This is a genomic window from Erwinia psychrophila, from assembly GCF_039023475.1.
Classification (GTDB): domain Bacteria; phylum Pseudomonadota; class Gammaproteobacteria; order Enterobacterales; family Enterobacteriaceae; genus Erwinia.
The window spans coordinates 99052-120327 of the sequence record NZ_JBCHVB010000008.1 but is presented as its reverse complement, the minus strand read 5'-3'; the positions used below and the strand labels follow the sequence as shown (position 1 = coordinate 120327).

The following is a 21276-nucleotide window of genomic DNA, read 5'->3' as shown; positions in this document are numbered from 1 at the left end:
AAGTCAGCTAAATAGGGTCGGGAAATGGCAAAGGTATCACTGGAGAAAGACAAGATTAAGTTCCTGCTGGTGGAAGGCGTACACCAGAGCGCGGTAGAGAATCTGCGCGCGTCGGGCTATACCAATATCGAATTTCACAAAGGCGCGCTGGACAGCGAAGCGCTGAAAGCATCCATCCGCGATGCCCACTTTATCGGCATCCGCTCACGTACCCAACTGACCGAAGAGATTTTTGCCGCCGCAGAAAAGCTGGTTGCGGTGGGTTGCTTCTGCATCGGTACCAATCAGGTCGATCTGAACGCGGCAGGGAAACGCGGTATTCCGGTCTTTAACGCGCCTTTCTCCAATACCCGATCCGTGGCTGAACTGGTTATCGGTGAACTGCTGCTTATGCTGCGTGGCGTACCTGCGGCCAACGCCAAAGCGCACCGGGGCATCTGGAACAAGCTGGCTGTCGGCTCCTATGAGGCTCGCGGCAAGAAGCTGGGCATCATCGGCTACGGCCACATCGGTATGCAGCTGGGCGTGCTGGCGGAAAGCCTGGGGATGCACGTCTATTTTTATGATATTGAAAACAAGCTCCCGCTGGGCAACGCCACCCAGGTGCGGGCGCTCTCTGACCTGCTGAATATGAGCGATGTGGTCAGTCTCCACGTCCCGGAAACGCCTTCCACACAGAATATGATGGGCGCGGAAGAGCTGGCGCAGATGAAGCCGGGCGCGCTGCTGATTAACGCCTCGCGCGGCACGGTGGTGGATATTCCCGCGCTCTGCAAGGTGCTGGCCGATAAACATCTGGCCGGGGCGGCGATCGACGTCTTCCCTGAAGAGCCGGCGACCAACAGCGATCCTTTCAATTCACCGCTGTGCGAGTTTGATAATGTGATCCTGACGCCGCACATCGGCGGCTCCACGCAGGAAGCGCAGGAGAATATCGGGATTGAGGTGGCGGGCAAGCTGGCGAAATATTCCGATAACGGTTCCACGCTTTCCGCCGTTAACTTCCCGGAAGTGTCGCTGCCGATGCATGGCGATCAGAGCCGCCTGCTGCACATCCATGAAAACAGGCCGGGTGTGCTGACCGCCATCAACAACATCTTTGCCGGTCAGGGCATCAATATTGCCGCTCAGTACCTGCAAACCACGCCGCATATGGGCTACGTGGTGATCGATATTGAGGCGCCTCAGGATGTGGCAAATACCGCGCTACAGCTGATGAAAGCGATCCCCGGCACCATCCGCGCCCGCTTGCTTTATTAATGACCCCAGACGACTGAATCAGCGCCACCCCGGTGGCACTGATTCAGCTATTCAGCGTCGGCCACTGCCAGATTTTTGAGGGCGTTATCAACGCCGGCAGGGGGACATCCCACTCCGCGACCGGCAGCTGCGCAATCTGCTGACAGTCATGCGCCAGCCCTACCGGCAGAAAGCCATGCTGCTGCCAGTTTTGCAGCGTGCGGTCATAGAATCCGCCTCCCATTCCCAGTCTCTGCCCATACCGGTCAAAAGCCACCAGCGGCACCATCAGCACGTCCAGCTCGCTTAAGGTTGCCAGCCTGCGGATATCCAGCGGCGGCTCCGGGATGCGCAGCCGGTTTGGCGTCAGCGGCGTGTCGGCCTCGTAGCGAATAAAGAGGAGTTGCCCCGGAGAGAAAGGATGGAGCACCGGCAGATAAACCTGCTGCCCGCGCTGCCAGAGGCTGGCAATCAGCGGGCGGGTGTCCAGCTCGCCGTCGAAGGAGAGAAACAGCGCGATTTTTTCTGCCTGCTGCACCGGCGCGAAATTCAGCGCCCGTGCGGCGGCCTGGTCGGCGGACTCCCGCTGCTGCTCTGGCGTCAGGGCGCGACGGAGATGGCGGACGTGGGTCCGGATATCCTGCCGGTCAAGAAGGTTCAGATCCATGACGATGACTCCCGTTATCTGGCGCAGAAATCCAATTGGTGCCGCTTTATCACGCGAAAGACGATGAGTTTGCCATACGGAAGAGGGAATTTCGACCCGCTGGGGGTGAGGTCACTGAACGGAAAAGAAAGGTAAAGAAGGGAATCTCCGAGATGCCGCCGCAGGCTGTAACCCTTGAACCCTTGGTTCAAGGTGAATGTGCCGTCGCAACCATCAGGCTTCTCGGACGGACCGAGCATGCTCACAGGTTACAGAGCGCCACACTCTGTTGGTATGAAATATCGGCTCAGGGGACTGGCCCGCTTGCAAACATCTCAGAGAATTTTTTACTTCACCGTCACTGTAGCACAGATGACGTTGAGGTGTTATTCGAACTTCGGTCCTGAACGTTCCGTTATGCGACCCTGCTCAAGCAATGCCTGTTCAATGGTCTGTTGCAGCATACGGATGCGCTGTTCCATGTTGCTGGCATAATCGCGCGTTTTAACTTTTTCCTGCGCCAGCTCGTGACAAACGTTCAGGGCAGCGATAAAAACCAGCTGCTCGGTATTTGTGACTCTAGTGCGGACTTTTAAATCCTGCAACCGCTGATTAAGGTCTTCGGCAGCACTGTTCAGCGCATCTTGCTGTTCAGGCGGACAATTTACTCTTAAAGAACGACCAAAAATTTGTAGATCTACGGGTTGTGCAGACATGCCACCATCCTGACTGATTACTGCGCCGCCAATCACCCTTAACCGCACACCGGGCTGGGAGGGGCGCAACTATAACTACCCCTTTTAGAAGAAACAACCCCTTTCTGGAATCGTTGAGGCACCTGGTGGTAGCATATCACGAACTTACTCAGCCAACGACGACCAAAACGTATGTCACTATCAAACACAATGCCGGGCTATGACCAGCTGGCTTCAGCACTGACGCAGCAGGGAGTCGGCATGACGCCCGCTGAAATGCACGGCCTGATCAGCGGAATGATCTGCGGCGGCAACACGGACAGCAGCTGGCAGACGCTGGTTCATGAACTGACGAATGAAGGCATGGCGTTTTCGCAGTCGCTCTCCCAGCCGCTACAGCAGCTTCATCAGGGCATCGGCGATGCGCTGGAGGAAGAGGGCTTTCTTTTCCAGCTTTACCTGCCGGACGATGATGACATCAGCGTCTTTGACCGCGCCGATGCGCTGGCCGGCTGGGTGAATCATTTCCTGCTGGGCCTGGGCGTTTCCCAGCCTAAACTGGATAAAGTGAAGGGCGAAACCGGCGAAGCGATTGACGATCTCCGGACCATCGCCCAGCTCGGCTACGATGAGGATGAAGATCAGGAGGAGCTTGAGCAATCGCTGGAGGAGGTTATTGAGTATGTTCGCGTCGCGGCGCTGCTCTGCCACGATACGTTTACGCATCAACAACCGACCGTCGTGGAAGTAAAAAAACCGACGCTGCACTAAGCGGCGTCAGGCTACTAACAAGGACTGCATTCAGGAGAAGCTGATGACCCGGCAAGAATTTTTACGCCGCCGCCAGGCGCTGTTAGCGAAAATGCCACCCGCCAGCGCGGCGGTGATTTTTGCTGCCCCGGAAGTGACCCGCAGCAACGACAGCGAGTATCCCTACCGGCAGAGCAGTGATTTCTGGTATTTCACCGGCTTTAACGAGCCGGAAGCGGTACTGGTGCTGATCAAAAGTGATGAAACCCACAATCACAGCGTGCTGTTTAACCGCGTGCGCGATCTCACGGCGGAAATCTGGTTTGGTCGTCGGCTGGGGCAGGACGCCGCGCCGGAAGCGCTGTCGGTGGATCGCGCGCTGCCCTACAGCGACATCGGCGAGCAGCTCCCTCTGCTGCTTAACGGGCTGGACGTGGTCTGTCACGCTCAGGGCTGTTACCCGGAAGCCGACAGGCTGATGTTTGACGCGCTTGAAACCCTGCGCCGTGGCTCACGGCAAAACCTCCGCGCGCCCGCCACGATGACCGACTGGCGGCCCTGGGTGCATGAAATGCGCCTGTTCAAATCGCCGGAAGAGCTGGCGATCCTTCGCGAAGCGGGACGTATCAGCGCGCTGGCGCATCACCGCGCCATGGAAAAGTGCCGCCCTGGTATGTATGAGTACCAGCTTGAAGGGGAAATTCATCATGAGTTTACCCGCCATGGCGCGCGCTACCCGGCTTATAACACCATCGTCGGCGCGGGTGAGAACGGCTGCATTCTGCACTACACCGAGAATGCTTCCCGGATGCGCGAAGGTGAGCTGGTGCTGATTGATGCCGGCTGCGAATATCAGGGATACGCGGGCGATATTACCCGCACCTTCCCGGTAAACGGGCGTTTTACCGCGCCGCAGCGCGCAGTCTATGAGATCGTCCTCGCTTCCCTGAACCGGGCGCTGGCGCTTTTCCGACCGGGCACCAGCATCCGTGAAGTCAATGCGGAAGTGGTCAGGATTATGGTGAGCGGGCTGGTTGAGCTTGGCGTGATGAAGGGCGAGGTCGATGCGCTGATTGAAGCGCAGGCGCACCGGCAGTTCTATATGCACGGGCTGAGCCACTGGCTTGGACTGGATGTGCATGATGTTGGCCTCTACGGCAACGATCGTGACCGTCTGCTCGAACCCGGCATGGTGATTACCGTTGAGCCGGGCCTCTATATTGCCCCGGATGCCGATGTCCCCGCAGAGTATCGCGGCATCGGCATTCGCGTGGAAGATGACATTCTTATCACCGCTGACGGCAACGAAAACCTGACCGACAGCGTGGTGAAAGATCCCGACGACATTGAAGCCCTGATGGCGGCAGCGAAACGACTATGAGTATCGTTATTGCAGGCGGAGGAATGGCGGGCGCCACGCTGGCCCTGGCGATTTCGCATCTGACCGGCGGTAAGGTGCCGGTGACGCTGGTGGAAGCCAGCGAACCCTCAACGCGCGCCCATCCCGGCTACGATGGCCGTGCGATCGCGCTAGCGGAAGGCACCCGCCAGCAGCTCGCCGCGATCAACCTCTGGCCCGCGATCCGGGCCTGCGCTACCGCAATAACACACGTTCACGTCAGCGATCGGGGCCATGCTGGCTTCGTCTCGCTGAAGGCGGAAGATCATGGCATCTCTGCGCTCGGACAGGTGGTTGAGCTGCACGAGATTGGTCAGCGCCTGTTTGCGCTGCTGAAAAAGGCGCCCGGCGTGCGCCTCTGCTGCCCGGCGAGAGTGGCTGAGGTTGAGCGCACGGCGTCCGGCGTCAGCGTGCGGCTGGATACGGGAGAACAGCTCCAGGCCCAGCTTCTGGTGGCGGCTGACGGCTCCCGCTCGGCGGTGGCGGCAGCCTGCGGCGTGCAGTGGCAGAGCCGTGACTATCAGCAGGTGGCGGTGATCGCGAACGTCTCCACGCGTGAACCGCACCGGGGCCGGGCCTGGGAACGCTTTACCGAGCATGGCCCGCTGGCGCTGCTGCCGATGTCCGCCGGGCGCAGTTCGCTCGTCTGGTGCCATCCGCTGACGGAGAAAGCGCAGGTGGATGCCTGGAGCGACGAGCGCTTTCTTGATGAGCTACAGCAGGCGTTTGGCTGGCGGCTGGGGCGCTTTACCCAGGTCGGCCAGCGGCACAGCTATCCACTTCAGCTTCAGGCCGCCACGCAGCATGTTTCCCATCGCCTGGCGCTGGTGGGTAACGCCGCACAGACGCTGCACCCGATTGCGGGACAGGGATTCAATTTAGGCCTTCGCGACGTCATGTCGCTGGCGGAAACGGTCGCAGAAGCCTGGCGAAACGGGCAGGATGTGGGAGGCTATGCTACCTTGCAGCGGTATCAGCAGCGCCGGCAGCCCGATGCGGCGGCCACGATCGGCCTGACCGATGCGCTGGTCAGACTGTTTGCGAATCGCTATGCACCGCTGGTCGCGGGACGCAATCTGGGCTTAATGGCCATGGATTCGCTGCCGCTGGCGCGTAATTTGCTCGCCGGGCGCACGTTGGGCTGGGTTGAGCGTTAAGGAGAAAGCACGTAATGCAAACATATGATGTGATCGTCGCAGGCGGCGGTATGGTCGGCCTGGCGGTGGCCTGCGGGCTGCACGGCAGCGGACTGAAGATTGCCGTACTTGAGCGCCAGGCGCCGGTTACGCAGGAGGCGGGAGCCGATCATGCGCTTCGGGTCTCGGCAATCAATGCTGCCAGCGAACGCCTGCTTCAGCATCTTGACGTATGGAGCGCCATTCTGGCGGCGCGCGCCAGCGTGTACCACGGCATGGAAGTCTGGGACCGTGACAGTTTTGGCCGGATTGAATTTAATGACGCGCAGCAAGGGCTGCCTCATCTCGGGCATATTATTGAAAACAGCGTTATTCATCAGGCGCTGTGGCAGAAAGCCAGCGAGCTTAACGATATCACGCTGATCTCACCGGCTGAGCTACAGCAGGTAGCCTTTGGCGATAACGAAGCCTTCGTTACGCTGGCCGACGGCACCATGATGACCGCCAGGCTGCTGGTGGCTGCCGACGGCGCCAACTCCTGGCTGCGCAATAAAGCGGATATCCCGCTGGCGTTTTGGGACTATGAACACCATGCGCTGGTTGCCAATATCCGTACCGAAATGCCGCACGATGCCGTGGCGCGCCAGGTTTTTCATGGCGACGGCATTCTGGCGTTTCTGCCGCTCAGCGATCCAAACCTCTGCTCTATCGTCTGGTCCCTGTCGCCGCAGGAAGCGACACGGCTGCAGTCAATGCCAAAGGCGCTGTTCGATCAGCAGCTGTCGGTCGCCTTCGATCTACGGCTCGGCCTCTGCTCGGTAGAAAGCGAGCGTCAGACGTTTCCGCTGATGGGCCGCTATGCGCGGAACTTCGCGGCCCACCGGCTGGCGCTGGTAGGGGATGCCGCCCATACGATCCATCCGCTGGCCGGGCAGGGCGTAAACCTGGGCTTTATGGATGCCGCCGCGCTGGTGGGTGAGATCCGTCGCCTGCATCAGCAGGGGAAAGATATTGGTCAGCATCTCTATCTGCGCCGCTATGAGCGCAGCCGCAAGCACAGCGCGGCGATGATGCTGGCCGGTATGCAGGGCTTTCGCGAGTTGTTTAACGGCCACAACCCGGCGAAAAAGCTGCTGCGTGATATTGGCCTCAGCCTGGCGGATAATCTTCCGGGCGTTAAACCCCGCCTGCTGCGTCAGGCGATGGGGCTTAACGATCTGCCCGAGTGGCTGCGTTAAGCGCTTCTTTACCGCACGCGGCGGAACGGGGATTCGTATCAGGCTGCTGCAAACGTAAAGCGAAGGGAAAAGGGACTGGGAGTAAAGCGTCCCGCGCCATGGACGGCGCGGGCCGGGCTATCAGGGACGATGCTTTTTGCGTCTTTACGAGCAGGCCCTGTTCCCGGAGCCAGCATTTCATCCGTAACATCAGGCAAATCGGTGATTCGCCTTTCTCTCGCCTGCGGCACGGGCAGATGAACGCTGTGCCATCCCTCTTATGCCTTCTTTTCATCCTCCTTACGATTATGCAGTTTCCCCTTAAATGCAGGCAGAAGCAGATAAACGCGGTGAAATCGCGCATCCAGCCTGAAATCATGCTGAACCCTCTCTGAAATCGCTGTTTTTCGCCTGAGGGGCTGCAATAATAGAGATATACGCTTTTTAATATGCAGGGTGCCGGACTTCAGGCCTGGCACGGAGATATCAGCATGGAATACGAATTTTTGCGGGATGTGACGGGCGGTGTGAAGGTAGGCATGTCGATGGGCCATGAGGCCGTCGGTCACTGGTTTAATGAGGAAGTCGAAGGGGATCTGTCTTTACTGGATGAAGTGGAAGCGGCCGTCAGCAGCGTTAAAGGCAGCGAGCGGCAGTGGCAGCGTATCGGTCGCGAATATACGCTGTGGCTGGATGAGGAGGAGGTGATTGTCCGCGCCAACTTGCTCAGCGTTGAGGGTGATGAGATGGAAGAGGGGATGAATTACTACGATGAAGAGAGCCTCTGCTTTTGCGGCGTGGAGGATTTTCTGGCGGTGATTGCCGCCTACCGGGCCTTTTTGCAGGGGCGCTGAGGCCTCTCTGGCCTGTCGTACATCGGCTTCTTATCTGGAGAAGCGCTGCCGGCGGTCCCGGTGATATCTCTCTTGTAAGAGCCTCGCGGCAAGCTTTAAGACGTAAGTTTCTGTTTTCCCTGAGGCTGTTTTAGGTCACGCGGTGCCTGACCGCTTACTGCCATAAAGTAAGTTAAAACCACACCCTCTGCCGTTATCCATTACGGATATCGCTGCCATCCGGCTCTGCTCTCTGAAAGCGGCTGAGCCGCTTTTATGCCTTCGACAGTTTTATCCCTCGTTCTAACACCTCCAGCGTCGGTTTATATAACAAGTCCTCTCATTTTGATTTTTTTTAATCAAATGCTATCTGTTTTTTGTGATTATGATCGCTTTAAATCATTCATGATTGATTAGAATCATTCACAGCGACTTATATCCAACACCAGGGTTGTGACAAAAGATGAAACTAAAACAGGCTATTGAGAAAATACCCGGCGGTATGATGGTAGTGCCTTTAGTTGTCGGCGCACTGATTAACACTTTCGCGCCGCAGGCGCTGGAGATCGGTGGTTTTACGTCGGCCTTATTCAAAAACGGCGCCGCGCCGCTTATCGGAGCGTTTCTGCTCTGTATGGGGGCCGGTATCAGCCTGAAGGCGGCGCCTCACGCCGTTATGCAGGGAGGAAGCATCACGCTGACCAAGCTTATTGTCGCCGTGGCGATTGGGCTGCTGGTCGAAAAGCTCGCGGGTCCGGAAGGGATCTACGGCCTGACCGGCATTGCGATTATTTCGGCAATGAGTAATTCCAACGGCGGCCTTTACGCTGCGCTGGTGGGCGAGTTCGGCAATGAGCGCGATGTGGGGGCTATTTCCGTACTGTCATTGAATGACGGGCCGTTTTTCACGCTGATCGCCCTTGGTGCGGCCGGCATGGCCAATATTCCCCTGATGGCGCTTGTCGCGGTGCTGGTGCCGCTGGTGATTGGCATGATCCTGGGCAATATGGATAGCGAGATGCGCCAGTTCCTGACCAAAGGCGGCCCGCTGCTGATCCCTTTCTTTGCCTTTGCGCTGGGCGCCGGGATCAATCTGCACATGCTGCTTGAAGGCGGGATTGCCGGCATCCTTCTGGGCGTTCTGACCACTTTCGTCGGCGGTTTCTTTACTATCCGCGCCGATCGCCTGGTCGGCGGCACGGGCGTGGCGGGCGCGGCGGCATCAAGTACCGCAGGCAACGCGGTGGCAACGCCGCTGGCCATTGCGCAGGCCGATCCTTCGCTTGCCCAGGCAGCGTCCGCCGCCGCGCCGCTGATCGCCGCCTCGGTCATCACCACCGCGATCCTGACGCCGCTGCTTACTTCCTGGGTGGCTAAACGGAATCTTCGTCGCGGAATAACGGAAGGAAAAGAGACGCCATGAAAATGCTGGTTATTGCGGATGATTTTACCGGTGCCAACGACACTGGCGTTCAGATGGCCAAAAAAGGCGCGCGTACCGAGGTGCTGCTGCATGGCAAAGTTGCCGCTAACAGCAAGGCTGATGTGGTAATCATCAACACCGAAAGCCGCGCCTGCGATGCGCAGACCGCCGCCGCGCGCGTCGCTGAGGCGATTAACAATCAGGCCGTTGCCGTACCGCTCGTCTATAAAAAGATCGATTCAACCTTTCGCGGCAACGTCGGGGCGGAGATTGCCGCCGCCATGAAGGCAACCGGGGCGCGGACAGCCATTATTGCCGCAGCCATCCCTGCGGCTGGCAGAGTGACGGTTGACGGCTGCTGTCTGGTAAATCAGGTTCCCGTGCATGAAACGGAATTTGCCAGCGATCCAAAAACCCCCGTCACCTCATCCCATATAGCCACGATTCTGGCCCGTCAGTGCGATCTCCCGGTGGCAGAACTCCCGCTCGCGGAGGTTCGTTCTGCCTCGCTGGGCCAGACGCTTGCGCGGCTTACCGCCAGCGGCGATACCCTGGTGGTGGCCGATGCGGTAACCGATGCGGATTTAACGGCGATTGCCGCTGCGGCTGCCGGGCTGACGTGCCGCTATCTGTTGGTTGGCGCGGCGGGACTGGCAAATGCGCTGCCGCCTTCGCTCTATCTGACCTCACGCTCTCATCTTCCGCTGCTGGCCGTGGCCGGTTCCATGAGTGAAGCCACCCGGCAGCAGATTGCCAGCGCCGCCCGTGAAGAGCAGCTGGCGATCCTGGACGTTGATGTGACCGCGCTACCCGGTGAAGAAGCCTCCAGAGAGATTGACCAACTGGCGGCAAAAGCGGCAGACATTTTACAGCGCAGGCAGCACTGCGTGATCAGAACCTGCCGCGACGAGCAGGATCGGCTGCGGATTGACGCGCTCTGTCAGCGCTGGCACCTGAGCCGGGCGGAGCTGGGCGACGTCATCAGCCAGCGCATTGCGGAACTGACGCTGGCGATCCTGAACCGTGCCCGGATTGGCGGGCTCTTTCTGACGGGCGGCGATATTGCCATTGCCGTCGCCCGCATACTGAATGCGCAGGGCTACCGCATTGAAGGTGAGATTGCGCCCTGCGTTCCCTGGGGCACGCTGACCCAAAGTGATATTGACGACCTGCCGGTGATCACCAAAGCGGGTGGGTTTGGCGATGAAGATACGCTGCGTAAAGCAATCTGGTTTACAGAGGAGTTGTACCGTGAAGAAAAATAGAGTGGTGGCGATTACCATGGGCGATCCGGCGGGAATAGGACCGGAAATTATTATCAAATCGCTGGCGGAAGGCGAGCTGTCAGGTATACCGGCAGTGGTGGTGGGCTGCGCCGCCACGCTTCGCCGGGTGCTGGAGAGGCAGATCACGCCCCAGGCGGTTATTCGCGTGCTGGAGAGCGTGAGCGATGCGCAGTATGCGCCTGGCGTGATTAACGTGATCGACGAGCCGCTGGCAGAGCCGGAGAAACTGCAACCGGGCGTGATACAGGCGGCGGCGGGCGATCTGGCTTACCGCTGCGTGAAGCGGGCGACCGCGCTGGCCATGGCGGGGGAGGTGCAGGCGATAGCGACCGCACCGCTGAACAAAGAGGCGCTGCATCTGGCTGGTCATGCTTATCCGGGCCATACAGAATTGCTGGCGCAGCTGACCGGCAGCAAAGACTATGCGATGGTACTTTACACTGACCGTCTGAAGGTGATTCACGTCACCACGCACATTGCCCTGCGCAAGTTTCTGGATACGCTTAACCGCGAGCGCGTGGAAACGGTTATTGGTATGGCGGACAGCTTTCTGAAGCGGGTCGGTATCGCACAGCCGCGCATTGCCGTGGCGGGCGTTAATCCCCACGCCGGAGAGCATGGTCTGTTTGGCGATGAAGAGATCACTACCGTCGGCCCCGCCGTAGAGGCGATGAAAGCGCAGGGTTATCAGGTCACCGGCCCCTGCCCACCGGACACGGTTTTCCTGCAATGCCATCAGGGTCACTACGATATGGTGGTGGCGATGTACCACGATCAGGGGCATATTCCACTCAAGCTGCTTGGCTTTTATGAAGGGGTCAATATTACCGCCGGCCTGCCGTTTATCCGCACTTCGGCAGACCACGGGACGGCGTTTGATATTGCCTGGACAGGAAAAGCGAAGTCTGAGAGCATGGCGATTTCCATCCAGCTAGCCATGCAGCTTGCATAGGGATTTATGAAGGGACAAAGTCGCCTTGAACAGATTATGGACTATCTGAAGAGCCATAATCTGGTGACCGTCGATCAGCTGGTGAACGCCATTTCCGCGTCACCGGCGACCATCCGGCGGGATCTGATTAAGCTCGATCGCGAAGGCGTGATCAGCCGCACCCACGGCGGCGTCACGCTGAACCGTTTTATCCCCGCTCAGCCGACCACGCTGGAGAAAATGCAGCGTAATCTTACCGAGAAACAGGCCATCGCCCAGGCCGCCGCCGCGCTGGTCAGCGCGGGCGATGCTGTATTGCTGGATGCGGGTACGACGATGCTTGAACTGGCGCGCCAGCTTACCCATCTCCCGCTACGGGTGATCACCTCGGATCTGCATATCGCCCTGTTCCTGTCAGCGTTTAAGCAGATTGAAGTCACCATTATCGGCGGACGAATCGATGATTCCAGCCAGTCCTGCATTGGCGATCATGGTCGCCGGCTGCTGAGAAATCTTAATCCGGATCTGGCCTTTGTCAGCTGTAACTCCTGGAGCATGGAGAAGGGAATTACCACGCCAACGGAGGAGAAAGCGGGTCTGAAATCGGATCTGCTGCTTAACGCCCGTCGCCGGGTGTTGCTGGCGGACAGCAGTAAATATGGCGCTTGGTCGCTGTTCTGCGTGGCCCCGCTGCAAAACCTCACCGATATCATTACCGATACCCGACTCAGCGAGGAGGCGAGAGAGACGCTGCATGGCCAGGCGTTCAGCCTGACGCTGGCCCGCTAACAAAAACGGGCGACCCAGAGGCCGCCCGTTTTCTGCCGTTCACCGTGCGTTACAGCGTTTTGATGCCAATGGCGGGAATATTACGGCCATAGTAAATCTCACGCATCTCTTTCCACAGCAAATCGGTAATGCGCTTATGCTCCTGCGGGCTCAGCTCTTCCGGTTTGGTGTTGAAAAGGTAGTGTTTGAGATCGAACTCTTTCAGCAGCATCTTGGTGTGAAACATATTTTCCTGATAGACGTTAACATCCATCATGTCATACATCGCCTTCATATCTTCCGACATAAAGTTCTGTATGGAATTGATCTGATGATCGATGTAGTGCTTCACGCCGTTCACATCGCGGGTAAAGCCGCGTACGCGATAGTCGATGGTCACGATATCGGATTCCAGCTGATGGATCAGATAGTTCAACGCCTTCAGCGGTGAGATCACGCCGCAGGTAGAGACTTCGATATCGGCACGGAAGGTGCACAAACCGCCTTCAGGATGGCTTTCAGGATAGGTGTGTACGCAGATATGGCTCTTATCAAGGTGCGCCACGACGGAGTTCGGTAGCGGACCTGGGTGCTCGGAGGTGTCAATATCCTTGGGATCGACCGGCTCTTCGCTGACGAGGATCGTCACGCTGGCGCCCTGCGGCTCATAGTCCTGGCGGGCGATATTCAGCACGTTTGCGCCAATTATCGAACAGGTCTCGCTGAGGATCTCCGTCAGTCGGTTAGCATTATACTGCTCATCAATGTACGCAATGTATCCGTCACGCTCTGCATCTGTATTCGCGTAACAGATATCGTAGATACAAAAACTCAGGCTTTTGGTCAGGTTGTTGAAGCCATGTAGTTTAAGCTTTTGCAATTTCGTTCACCCCCTTAAAATGCCCGGTCAGTCGGCCAGCGCATTCAACAGATATTGTGGCAGGGCAAAGCTGCCAGTATGGATCGCCGGATTGTAGTAGCGGCAGTTCAGGCCTGCGGCCGCAAAGCGTGCCGCCAGCGTTTCCGCATCAATCTGGCGCAGCGCCGGGTTATCACTTGCCCAGGCAAAGGTCATGATGCCGCCGTAATAGGTCGGGATCGCGGCCTGGTAAAAGCTGACGTCATCAAAATAGTGGCTCAGCTTGCGATGGCTGTTAATCGCCTCATCCTGCTGCAGGAAGCAAACGCCATTCTGCGCCACAAAGATGCCATTTTCATTAAGGCAGCGGCGGCATCCCTCATAAAATTCGGAGGTAAACAGGCTCTCTCCCGGACCGATTGGATCGGTACAGTCGGAGATGATCACATCAAACTTGTCGCTGCACTGATTGACGAAATTCACGCCGTCATCAATCACCAGCGTAAAGCGCGGATCGTCATAGGCACCCGCGCTGTGATTCGGCAGGTATTGCTTACAGAAAGTCACCACGCCAGCATCGATCTCCACCATGGTGATCTGCTCGATGTTTTTGTGACGGCTCACTTCACGCAGCATGGCACCGTCGCCGCCGCCGATTATCAGCACGCGCTTCGCGTTGCCGTGGGCCAGCAGCGGAACGTGCGTCATCATCTCATGATAAATGAACTCATCCCGCTCGGTGGTCTGTACCACGCCATCCAGCGCCATCACGCGGCCTAAAGCGGCGTTTTCAAAGATGATCAGATCCTGGTGGCCGGTCTGCTCACGGTACAGGACATTATCGACAGAAAAATACTGTCCAAACCCGGCATGAAGCGTTTCATGCCACATTTCTTGTTCGGCCATGGTGGGGGCTCTCCTTCCTCATAACAGCCACGAAAAATGGGCGCGACATAATAGCTAACTCTGACCGTGGTTGCACGGTCAAATTATCAGCAGGGACGGATCACGCAGGGGGGATTACTTCACGTAGGCGAGCAGGCTCAGGGAATCCCGCGCCAGTGACTTACATTTCGTATCGTTAGGCACGGCGATACCGCTTAAATCGCGATAGCTCTCTTCACCCAGCACTTTCATATCAAAATTGCTGTAGTTGCTTAAATCCCAGCGGTTTTGCTGGGCAAAAAAGATCAGCGCCCGACGGATTTGACCATCCGGCAGTTCCTGATAACCACAGTCGTTTTTCAGATAGACAAAAACGGCGGTCAGATCCGCCAGATCTTCCGCTTCAGACTCGCTCAGCGCAAAACTTGTCGATGAGAAGCTAAAGAGACTCAGTAACAGCAGAGTCTTGATGCTTTTCTTCATAATTGTTCTCAACCATTTCCGGTAGCCTGACGTTAGCACAGTTATCGGCAGGCTTCAGACAATTTTGCCGGAAAAAGCGCGGCCTGCCGCCTTGTTAAGCCGCCGTTGAAAAGCGCGCATTTGCAGGACTTGACCTTACCGTTAGGGGAAGGGTTATGCTTCGGCAGGGTATTCGCCGCCAGGATGAGGACAGAAGTAATGCAACGTCGTGAATTTATTAAGCTGAGTGCCGCCATGGGGGCCGCCAGCGCGCTACCGTTCTGGAGCCAGTCGCTGATGGCCGCGCAGCCCCGGGTCAGCCTGCCGCTGCCGAAACAGCTAACGGCCGATGCTCAGGGCGTGATTAATATCACCGCGCAGCAGGGTAAGACAGTCTGGCAGGAAAAAACCGTTTCCACCTGGGGCTATAACGGCGATCTGCTGGGGCCGGCGATCGTGCTCGACAGCGGCACGCCGGTCACCATTAACGTGCGGAACACGCTGCCGGAGGCGACCACCGTGCACTGGCATGGCCTGGCGCTGGCGGGCGATGTTGACGGCGGCCCGCAGGCGCTGATTGCGCCCGGCGCCACCCGCACCGTCAGCTTTACGCCCGATCAGCCCGCCGCCACCTGCTGGTTTCATCCTCACCAGCATGGGCGGACGGGGTATCAGGTCGCGCAGGGGCTGGCCGGCCTGGTGTTGATCAAAGATGCTGCCAGCGAAAAACTGCTGTTGCCAAAAATCTGGGGCGTGGATGATATCCCGGTCATTCTTCAGGACAAAAGGGTGAGCGAAGCGGGCGATAAAATCGACTATCAGCTGGATGTCATGAGCGCGGCGGTGGGCTGGTTCGGCAACATTATGCTGACTAACGGCGCCATCTATCCGCAGCTCGCCGTCCCCCGTGGCTGGCTGCGCCTTCGCCTGCTGAACGGCTGCAATGCGCGCTCGCTCAATCTGACCGCCAGCGACAACCGCACGCTCTATGTGATCGCCAGCGATGGCGGACTGCTGGCTGAACCGGTAGCCGTAACGCAGCTACCTATGCTGCCGGGCGAGCGCTTCGAAGTGCTGGTGGATACCGGCGATGGCAACGCGTTCGATCTGCAAACGCTGCCCGTACGGCAGATGGGCATGACGCTGGCGCCGTTCAGCCAGCCGCTCCCGGTACTCACCATCACGCCTTTGCAGGTCCTTGCCAGCGGCACGCTGCCGGACCAGCTGGTGGCGCTGCCTCCGCTACCGTCACAGGAGAAGGGAAAAAGCCGCCTGTTGCAGCTCACCATGGATCCCGAGCTGGATCGCCGTGGCATGCTGGCGCTGATGGAAAAGTATGGTCATGCGGCGATGGCAGGCATGAGCGGTGACGGACACGGTAATGAAGGTGCCGGGAGCGCCGGCGGCCACGAGGGACATGCGCCAGCGATGGGCGGGATGCATCACACGTCGCCTACGGAGCAGGTGGATGATTTCCATAACGGCAATAAAATCAACGGTAAAGCCTTTGATATGACGACGCCGTCATTTGATGTGAAGCGGGGCGAAGTGGAGAAGTGGATCATCTCCGGCGAGCATGATGCCATGCTCCATCCGTTCCATATTCACGGCGCGCAGTTTCGCCTGCTGTCCGAAAACGGTAAGCCACCGGCCCCGCATCGCCGCGGCTGGAAGGATATTGTCAGCGTGGAAGGCGCGCGAAGCGAGGTGCTGATCCGGTTCGATCATCTCGCCGCTAAAGAACACGCCTATATGGCGCACTGCCATCTTCTGGAACACGAAGATACGGGAATGATGCTTGGATTTACGGTGAGTGAAACGGATGATGCGTAACCGGGAGCAGTGATGGTGTTGTGCCCCCATGATATTCACTTCAATCAGTCCGATAAGATCGGTATTTAGATAGTTCCGGTATTGGTTGAGAGGGACATCAGAGGGGCAGTAGCAACGAATCAGAATGTCCGCTTTGAGCGAGAAGCGGACATTGCGAGTCCGCCCTGCGCTTAGTGAGCTACGTCGATAACAATTTTACCAATGTGACTCCCGCTTTTAAGCCGCTTGTAGGCTTCACGGTATGTTGCAAAAGGGAATACTTTATCAATTACTGGCCTGACTTCGTGTTGTTCCATGGCAGCCATCAATGCATCAAAATTCTGCCGTGGGCCGATAGCCGTACCTGCAACGGTAAGACTGCGGGACAGAATATCAATAGGTGGCAATCCGCCTCCGAATCCGCTCGTAAAGCCAACCAGCGTTATATCTCCACCTTTTCGGGTAGAAGCAGCGGATTTCACGATGGTTTTTTCTCCAGCAATGTCAACGACCTTATCGACGCCTTCACCACTCGTAAGTTCCAGAATCTTCTTTTCCCAGTCAGGAAAAGTGCTGTAGTTAACAACTGATTCAGCCCCCATGGCTTTGAGCTTTTCAGCCTTCTCATCTGTTGAGGTAATTGCCAGCACACGAGCACCAAACATTCTTGCAACCTGAAGTGAAAAGAGCGCCACTCCACCTGTCCCCTGAATAAGCACTGTCTGTCCGGGCTGAAGTGGAGATGACAGATTAAGGCCTGTCCAGGCCGTGACAGCAGCGCACGGTAACGATGCCGCTTCAACGTAAGACATATAATCAGGAATTTTAACGACAGCATTCTCATTCAACAGAATATATTCGGCAAGCCATCCATCTGTGGTCATGCCCAGGCTGTCATTTTGATATTCAGGAAGAGCAGGACCACCTATCCAGGCTGGATGACACCCGGATGTAACACGATCCCCCACTTTCGCACGTTTAACCGCGGCCCCTACTGCAACCACCTCGCCAGAGCCGTCTGAGAGAGGAACTCCATTTTCCTGACGGGGTCCACCGTACGCGCCATCAAGAATTGCCTGATCGCGAAAATTCAGTGAAGCTGCCTCTACACGGATCAGTACGTCATGAGCTCCAGGCGTCGGCACTGCTTCGTCATGCATCTCTAAATCGGGTTTGGGACCGGTAGTCCATCGAATTGCTTTCATATCTGTAGCCTCCTGTTTAAGGTTCTGCCAAAATAAAAGACTACTGAGATTTTAACAAGAACCCACTATTTGGTGTGCTACACACTTAGAGGTAAGTATGGTAAAGCAACGTGACTGGCGGTGTGAGGATCCACAACAGCAACTGGTGTGGGCGGCTGCGACACGGGAAGCATTACAGGTCCTGGAAGGTAAGTGGAAAATTGTCATAATCTGCCAGCTTTTTGGCGCAAAAGGTCCATTGCGGTTCTCAGAACTGGAACGACGCGTCGAAGGCGTAAATCAGAAGATGCTTATTCAACAGCTCAGGCAGCTCGAAAAAGACGGAATAATTACCCGTACGATATATCCTGAAGTGCCGCCCAGAGTGGAATACGCACTCACTGAGATCGGTATCAGGTTAGGGCCGTCAATGGCTGAACTAATCGACTGGGCATTCATGCGCAGGGAAGCGTTGGAAAAAGACAAGAGTGCTGTTTGATGTCTGGATTTAAAAAGTACGAACAGATTTTATGAGAGTATGTCCTGAAATATGAGTAATACTTACTGACTCTTCCTGTGAATTAACCTACATCAATGTTTGTAATGTCCGCTTTTGGCACTTAGGAGACGCCGACTGCGCGACCTTTATCTGCTATGAGCGAGGAGCGGACCTTAGATTCATGACGATTACGTGTTTTCGTTGTGCTGAACATTACATCCTTACGGAGCGCCTTGGCTAGCAATCTAAGAGCGCGTCAATTACTATCCAAAGCCTATGGATGTGAACATTTTTGGTTTTATGCCAGCACTACTCCCTGTTGCACTATCCCCCGGAGCAAGCTTCACTCTCGTTATGAACAGTGCTCTCGCAGGAGGTAACAAAGGTTTATTCAGAACTCTTGCCGGAACAGCTTTGGGCATATATACCCATGCGGTTTTTATAGGGCTTGGTATAACCGCTGTGCTCATCTCGTCGCCATCAGCTTTTGCTGTACTTAAAGTTGTTGGAACTGCCTATCTGCTTTGGTTAGGAGTAATGCTAATCCGCAGTGGGATAACTGTGAATACAGGCGGGTTTACTATTACAAAGCATTCGGTGACCTTAAAAGAGGCCTGGCTGGCTAATGTTTTAAACCCTAAAGCCATCCTTTTTTATCTGACTGTCGTTTCACAGTTCGCAGGGATAAAGGGAGGCGTTTGCAACTACCTGATGCTGGCATCAGTTCATATAGTAGTTATGAGCGTCTGGCTTTTAGCAATTAGTCAAACGCTCATATTTTCTGCAAAAAAAACCAACCCATTGATACTCAAAAGATACGTCAACATTGTCGGCGGGATGTTGCTCATTGCTTTTTCGCTACACAGCCTAATCTATTAACTCCTCAGCTATAGCGATGATGTCCGCTCCTGGCACAGAGCGGACGTTTATAATTTTATGAATAATAAGGGATTGTCAGCCTCTTTATAAAAAAACCGTCACACGAAGTTTATTTTTCTTCAGTGAAGATTTTAACTAACTCGTTTAATACCTCATTCATCCCCCTGCTGAGGATCCGATCCTCCCGCATTACCGTCCCGAGAGTCCGGTAAAGAGGGGGCGTCATGGAATAGAGGCTTAGACCCTTTCTTTCTCCCATGCTTGCAACGGACATGCGGGGGACGATGCTGTAACCCAAGCCGGCACGTACCATCCTTTTGATGGCTTCAATACTGCCAAGCTCCATCACAGGGCAGGCAACGTGCCCGGTAAACCGGAACCATTCGTTAATCAGGAAGCGTGTCCCGCTTCCGGGTTCAAAAATAATCAGTGGCATTGACAAAAGGGCTGCTGGAGAAAGCGGTTTTGCGTTCTGCTCTGATGCATCCTTTTCCATAATGATAACAAATTCATCCGGACCCAGCGGGTTGACGTTCAGGCACTTACCTGTTGCTGGCAGGGTTACCAGGCCAATGTCTATACGATTTTCCTCTACGCCTCGGATAATATCTGAAGTATTGCCAGTGCGTACGTCCACTTTCAACAGGGGATGCGCCTGTCGCAGTTGCTGCAGTAAGGGAGGCAGAAGATGAATGCAGGCCGTTGCGCCTGTGCCGACAGTAACGGTGCCGGTTATATCGTCTGAATGCAGGGACACAGATTCAACAGCTGTACGTACCACTGCATCAATTTTCATGCAGTGCTCAGAAAAAGTCAGTCCGGCAGGCGTTGGCTTTATCCCGCGGCTGGTTCGTTCAATAAGCCGGGCTTGTAGCGCCTGTTCCAGCTGTCTTATCTGCAGACTTACTGCCGGTTGCGACAGGCCGAGTGCTTCTGCCGCTCCGGAGAAACTGCCCCGGCTGATGACCAGCCTGAAAGTATTCAGGTGATCGAGGTTCAGCGTTGCCATGCCAAAGTTTTCCTTATGCCACTGATAAGCCTTGCCGCCTGTCTGAGTTTATTCATCCGGGTTAGTCTCTGTATCTGACCGAAAAAGGAACTGTATTAATGGAAATAACCGAAGCAGATGAACTACATGTTCCTGCCATACAACAGATTTATGCATATCACGTATTACATGGCACCGCCACGTTTGAAACCGTGCCGCCGGATGAGACTGAAATGGCAATGCGCCTGAAAAAGGTGTGTGCAGCAGGGTTGCCCTGGTTTGTGGCGGTTGATGAAGGGCGGGTCCGGGGATACTGCTATTTATCATTTTACCGTGAACGGCGTGCTTACCGATTCACCCTGGAAGATTCCGTATACATTGACCCGACGTTTCAGGGCCGGGGTATCGGCAAATTGCTGTTGTCCCATGCGTTAGCGTGGGCAGAAGCCCGTGGCTTTCGTCAGCTCGTGGCCGTGGTGGGTAACAGCGAAAACACCGCCTCCCTGGCCCTGCACCGTGCTGCGGGCTTCAGTATCACTGGCACACTCAGGTCCGTGGGATTCAAGCACGGACGCTGGCTTGATACGGTCATCCTGCAGCGCACGCTCGGAACGGGTGACGCAAAGCTTCCGGGGAGCACAGATTGACAGAAGGACATCTGACAGGTCGCACCATTTTCTGTATCGGCATGACGCAGCTTATTAACTGGGGAATCACGTTTTACATGCCGGGTGCCTTAGGGGCCGCTATCATGGCTGATACGGGTTGGTCTCAGGTTGTCACTTTCTCGGGCCTGACCGTTGCCATGTTCGCCATGGGACTGGTTTCACCTCTGACTGGTCCCATTATGGCCCGTATTGGCGGACGCACGATGATGATGGCAGGCACGTTGACTGTTGCTGTCGGCTGTTTTCTGATGTCGTTTATTCATACCACGCCAGCCTGGATTGCCGTATGGGCCCTGGTAGGGGCTGGGATGCGGTTCGCCCTGTATGACGCCGCGTTTGCGCTGCTTGTCGAAACTGCCGGTGCACGGTCTCGCCGGGCAATCTCTCTGATTACCCTGTTGGGTGGTCTTGCTTCAGCTGCGTTCTGGCCTTTGGGCACCGCACTGCTGCATATCACCGACTGGCGGCACGCCGTCATCGTTTACGGCAGTGCGGGACTGGTAAGCCTGCTTTTTCTGGTCCCTGTTCCGGCAGGCAGTAGGATAAAAATCCCCGTATCCGTCCAGTCCGGACTCCCGGCGTCCTGAAGCCTAACCCTGATACATCGCGCACTAAGTCCCTTTTTTGAGAGTACAGAAAACAGAGGTTTTGTGTACGCTTTACCTTGATGTCACACCCCATGCGAACTTACAAAATCCGCGCAGGGCTGGTCGCTAT

Annotated in this window: 22 protein-coding genes and 1 other RNA gene; 15 read left to right on the top strand and 8 right to left on the bottom strand. The window is 56.3% G+C overall.

Going from position 1 to position 21276, the window contains the following annotated elements; all coding sequences use genetic code 11:
* Positions 1–24: 24 nt before the first annotated feature.
* Entirely contained in the window at positions 25–1260 is a 1236-nt protein-coding gene (gene serA / locus AAH446_RS17435) for a phosphoglycerate dehydrogenase (RefSeq protein ID WP_342907939.1), read from the top strand.
* A 43-nt stretch (positions 1261–1303) separates the two neighbouring features.
* Here the strand turns inward: serA and AAH446_RS17430 are convergent, their stop codons facing one another.
* The 3 genes from AAH446_RS17430 to zapA form a co-directional block, all read right to left on the bottom strand.
* On the bottom strand, positions 1304–1906 hold the full coding sequence (locus tag AAH446_RS17430; RefSeq protein WP_342907938.1) for a 5-formyltetrahydrofolate cyclo-ligase: 603 nt from the start codon (positions 1904–1906) through the stop codon (positions 1304–1306).
* A 140-nt stretch (positions 1907–2046) separates the two neighbouring features.
* A non-coding RNA gene (gene ssrS, locus AAH446_RS17425) (6S RNA) lies at positions 2047–2230 on the bottom strand.
* 41 nt (positions 2231–2271) lie between these two features.
* Positions 2272–2601, bottom strand: coding sequence for a cell division protein ZapA (gene zapA, locus AAH446_RS17420; protein WP_024965770.1), 330 nt, complete (start codon positions 2599–2601; stop codon positions 2272–2274).
* Positions 2602–2772: 171 nt separating this feature from the next.
* Between zapA and AAH446_RS17415 the strand changes: the two genes are divergently transcribed.
* From AAH446_RS17415 to AAH446_RS17375, 9 genes are all read left to right on the top strand, one after another.
* Positions 2773–3351, top strand: coding sequence for a YecA/YgfB family protein (locus AAH446_RS17415; RefSeq protein WP_342907937.1), 579 nt, complete (start codon positions 2773–2775; stop codon positions 3349–3351).
* A 43-nt stretch (positions 3352–3394) separates the two neighbouring features.
* Positions 3395–4711: a Xaa-Pro aminopeptidase gene (gene pepP / locus AAH446_RS17410; protein ID WP_342907936.1), complete on the top strand. Its 1317-nt coding sequence runs from the start codon at positions 3395–3397 to the stop codon at positions 4709–4711.
* Positions 4708–5886 carry a 2-octaprenyl-6-methoxyphenyl hydroxylase gene (ubiH, locus tag AAH446_RS17405; RefSeq protein WP_342907935.1) on the top strand — a complete coding sequence of 393 codons (1179 nt, stop codon included), beginning with the start codon at positions 4708–4710 and terminating at the stop codon, positions 5884–5886. The genes pepP and ubiH overlap by 4 nt, the downstream gene beginning before the upstream one ends.
* A 14-nt stretch (positions 5887–5900) precedes the next feature.
* Positions 5901–7103: an FAD-dependent 2-octaprenylphenol hydroxylase gene (gene ubiI, locus AAH446_RS17400; protein WP_342907934.1), complete on the top strand. Its 1203-nt coding sequence runs from the start codon at positions 5901–5903 to the stop codon at positions 7101–7103.
* Positions 7104–7573: 470 nt separating this feature from the next.
* Positions 7574–7936: a protein YacL gene (gene yacL / locus AAH446_RS17395; protein ID WP_342907933.1), complete on the top strand. Its 363-nt coding sequence runs from the start codon at positions 7574–7576 to the stop codon at positions 7934–7936.
* A gap of 442 nt (positions 7937–8378) precedes the next feature.
* Positions 8379–9338 carry a 2-keto-3-deoxygluconate permease 1 gene (locus AAH446_RS17390; protein ID WP_342907932.1) on the top strand — a complete coding sequence of 320 codons (960 nt, stop codon included), beginning with the start codon at positions 8379–8381 and terminating at the stop codon, positions 9336–9338.
* Entirely contained in the window at positions 9335–10603 is a 1269-nt protein-coding gene (dtnK, locus tag AAH446_RS17385; RefSeq protein ID WP_342907931.1) for a D-threonate kinase, read from the top strand. The genes AAH446_RS17390 and dtnK overlap by 4 nt, the downstream gene beginning before the upstream one ends.
* Before the next feature lie 16 nt (positions 10604–10619).
* Positions 10620–11576 (top strand): D-threonate 4-phosphate dehydrogenase, encoded by a 957-nt coding sequence (locus tag AAH446_RS17380; protein WP_342908010.1) that lies wholly within the window; start codon positions 10620–10622, stop codon positions 11574–11576.
* Positions 11577–11582: 6 nt separating this feature from the next.
* On the top strand, positions 11583–12344 hold the full coding sequence (locus tag AAH446_RS17375) for a DeoR/GlpR family DNA-binding transcription regulator (protein ID WP_342907930.1): 762 nt from the start codon (positions 11583–11585) through the stop codon (positions 12342–12344).
* A 49-nt stretch (positions 12345–12393) separates the two neighbouring features.
* Here AAH446_RS17375 and speD read toward each other — a convergent pair whose 3' ends face one another.
* The 3 genes from speD to AAH446_RS17360 form a co-directional block, all read right to left on the bottom strand.
* On the bottom strand, positions 12394–13203 hold the full coding sequence (gene speD, locus AAH446_RS17370) for an adenosylmethionine decarboxylase (protein WP_342907929.1): 810 nt from the start codon (positions 13201–13203) through the stop codon (positions 12394–12396).
* A 27-nt stretch (positions 13204–13230) separates the two neighbouring features.
* Positions 13231–14088 carry a polyamine aminopropyltransferase gene (gene speE, locus AAH446_RS17365; RefSeq protein ID WP_342907928.1) on the bottom strand — a complete coding sequence of 286 codons (858 nt, stop codon included), beginning with the start codon at positions 14086–14088 and terminating at the stop codon, positions 13231–13233.
* Positions 14089–14202: 114 nt separating this feature from the next.
* Complete coding sequence (locus AAH446_RS17360; protein WP_342907927.1) at positions 14203–14550, bottom strand: YacC family pilotin-like protein; 348 nt, start codon at positions 14548–14550, stop codon at positions 14203–14205.
* A 198-nt stretch (positions 14551–14748) separates the two neighbouring features.
* Here AAH446_RS17360 and cueO point away from each other — a divergent pair, with 198 nt between their 5' ends.
* Entirely contained in the window at positions 14749–16362 is a 1614-nt protein-coding gene (cueO, locus tag AAH446_RS17355; RefSeq protein WP_342907926.1) for a multicopper oxidase CueO, read from the top strand.
* A gap of 170 nt (positions 16363–16532) precedes the next feature.
* On the opposite strand, the gene AAH446_RS17350 is transcribed toward cueO, so the two are convergent.
* A complete protein-coding gene (locus AAH446_RS17350; protein WP_342907925.1) occupies positions 16533–17546 on the bottom strand; it encodes a zinc-dependent alcohol dehydrogenase family protein in 1014 nt (337 codons plus the stop codon).
* Positions 17547–17643: 97 nt separating this feature from the next.
* Here AAH446_RS17350 and AAH446_RS17345 point away from each other — a divergent pair, with 97 nt between their 5' ends.
* A complete protein-coding gene (locus AAH446_RS17345; RefSeq protein WP_342907924.1) occupies positions 17644–18024 on the top strand; it encodes a winged helix-turn-helix transcriptional regulator in 381 nt (126 codons plus the stop codon).
* 276 nt (positions 18025–18300) lie between these two features.
* Entirely contained in the window at positions 18301–18903 is a 603-nt protein-coding gene (locus AAH446_RS17340; RefSeq protein WP_342907923.1) for a LysE family translocator, read from the top strand.
* Between the two features lie 109 nt (positions 18904–19012).
* Here AAH446_RS17340 and AAH446_RS17335 read toward each other — a convergent pair whose 3' ends face one another.
* Positions 19013–19912, bottom strand: coding sequence for a LysR family transcriptional regulator (locus AAH446_RS17335; RefSeq protein WP_342907922.1), 900 nt, complete (start codon positions 19910–19912; stop codon positions 19013–19015).
* A 98-nt stretch (positions 19913–20010) separates the two neighbouring features.
* Here AAH446_RS17335 and AAH446_RS17330 point away from each other — a divergent pair, with 98 nt between their 5' ends.
* Together AAH446_RS17330 and AAH446_RS17325 are read left to right on the top strand one after the other, a co-directional pair.
* Positions 20011–20538, top strand: coding sequence for a GNAT family N-acetyltransferase (locus AAH446_RS17330; RefSeq protein WP_342907921.1), 528 nt, complete (start codon positions 20011–20013; stop codon positions 20536–20538).
* Positions 20535–21146 (top strand): MFS transporter, encoded by a 612-nt coding sequence (locus tag AAH446_RS17325; protein WP_342907920.1) that lies wholly within the window; start codon positions 20535–20537, stop codon positions 21144–21146. The genes AAH446_RS17330 and AAH446_RS17325 overlap by 4 nt, the downstream gene beginning before the upstream one ends.
* Positions 21147–21276 lie beyond the last annotated feature (130 nt).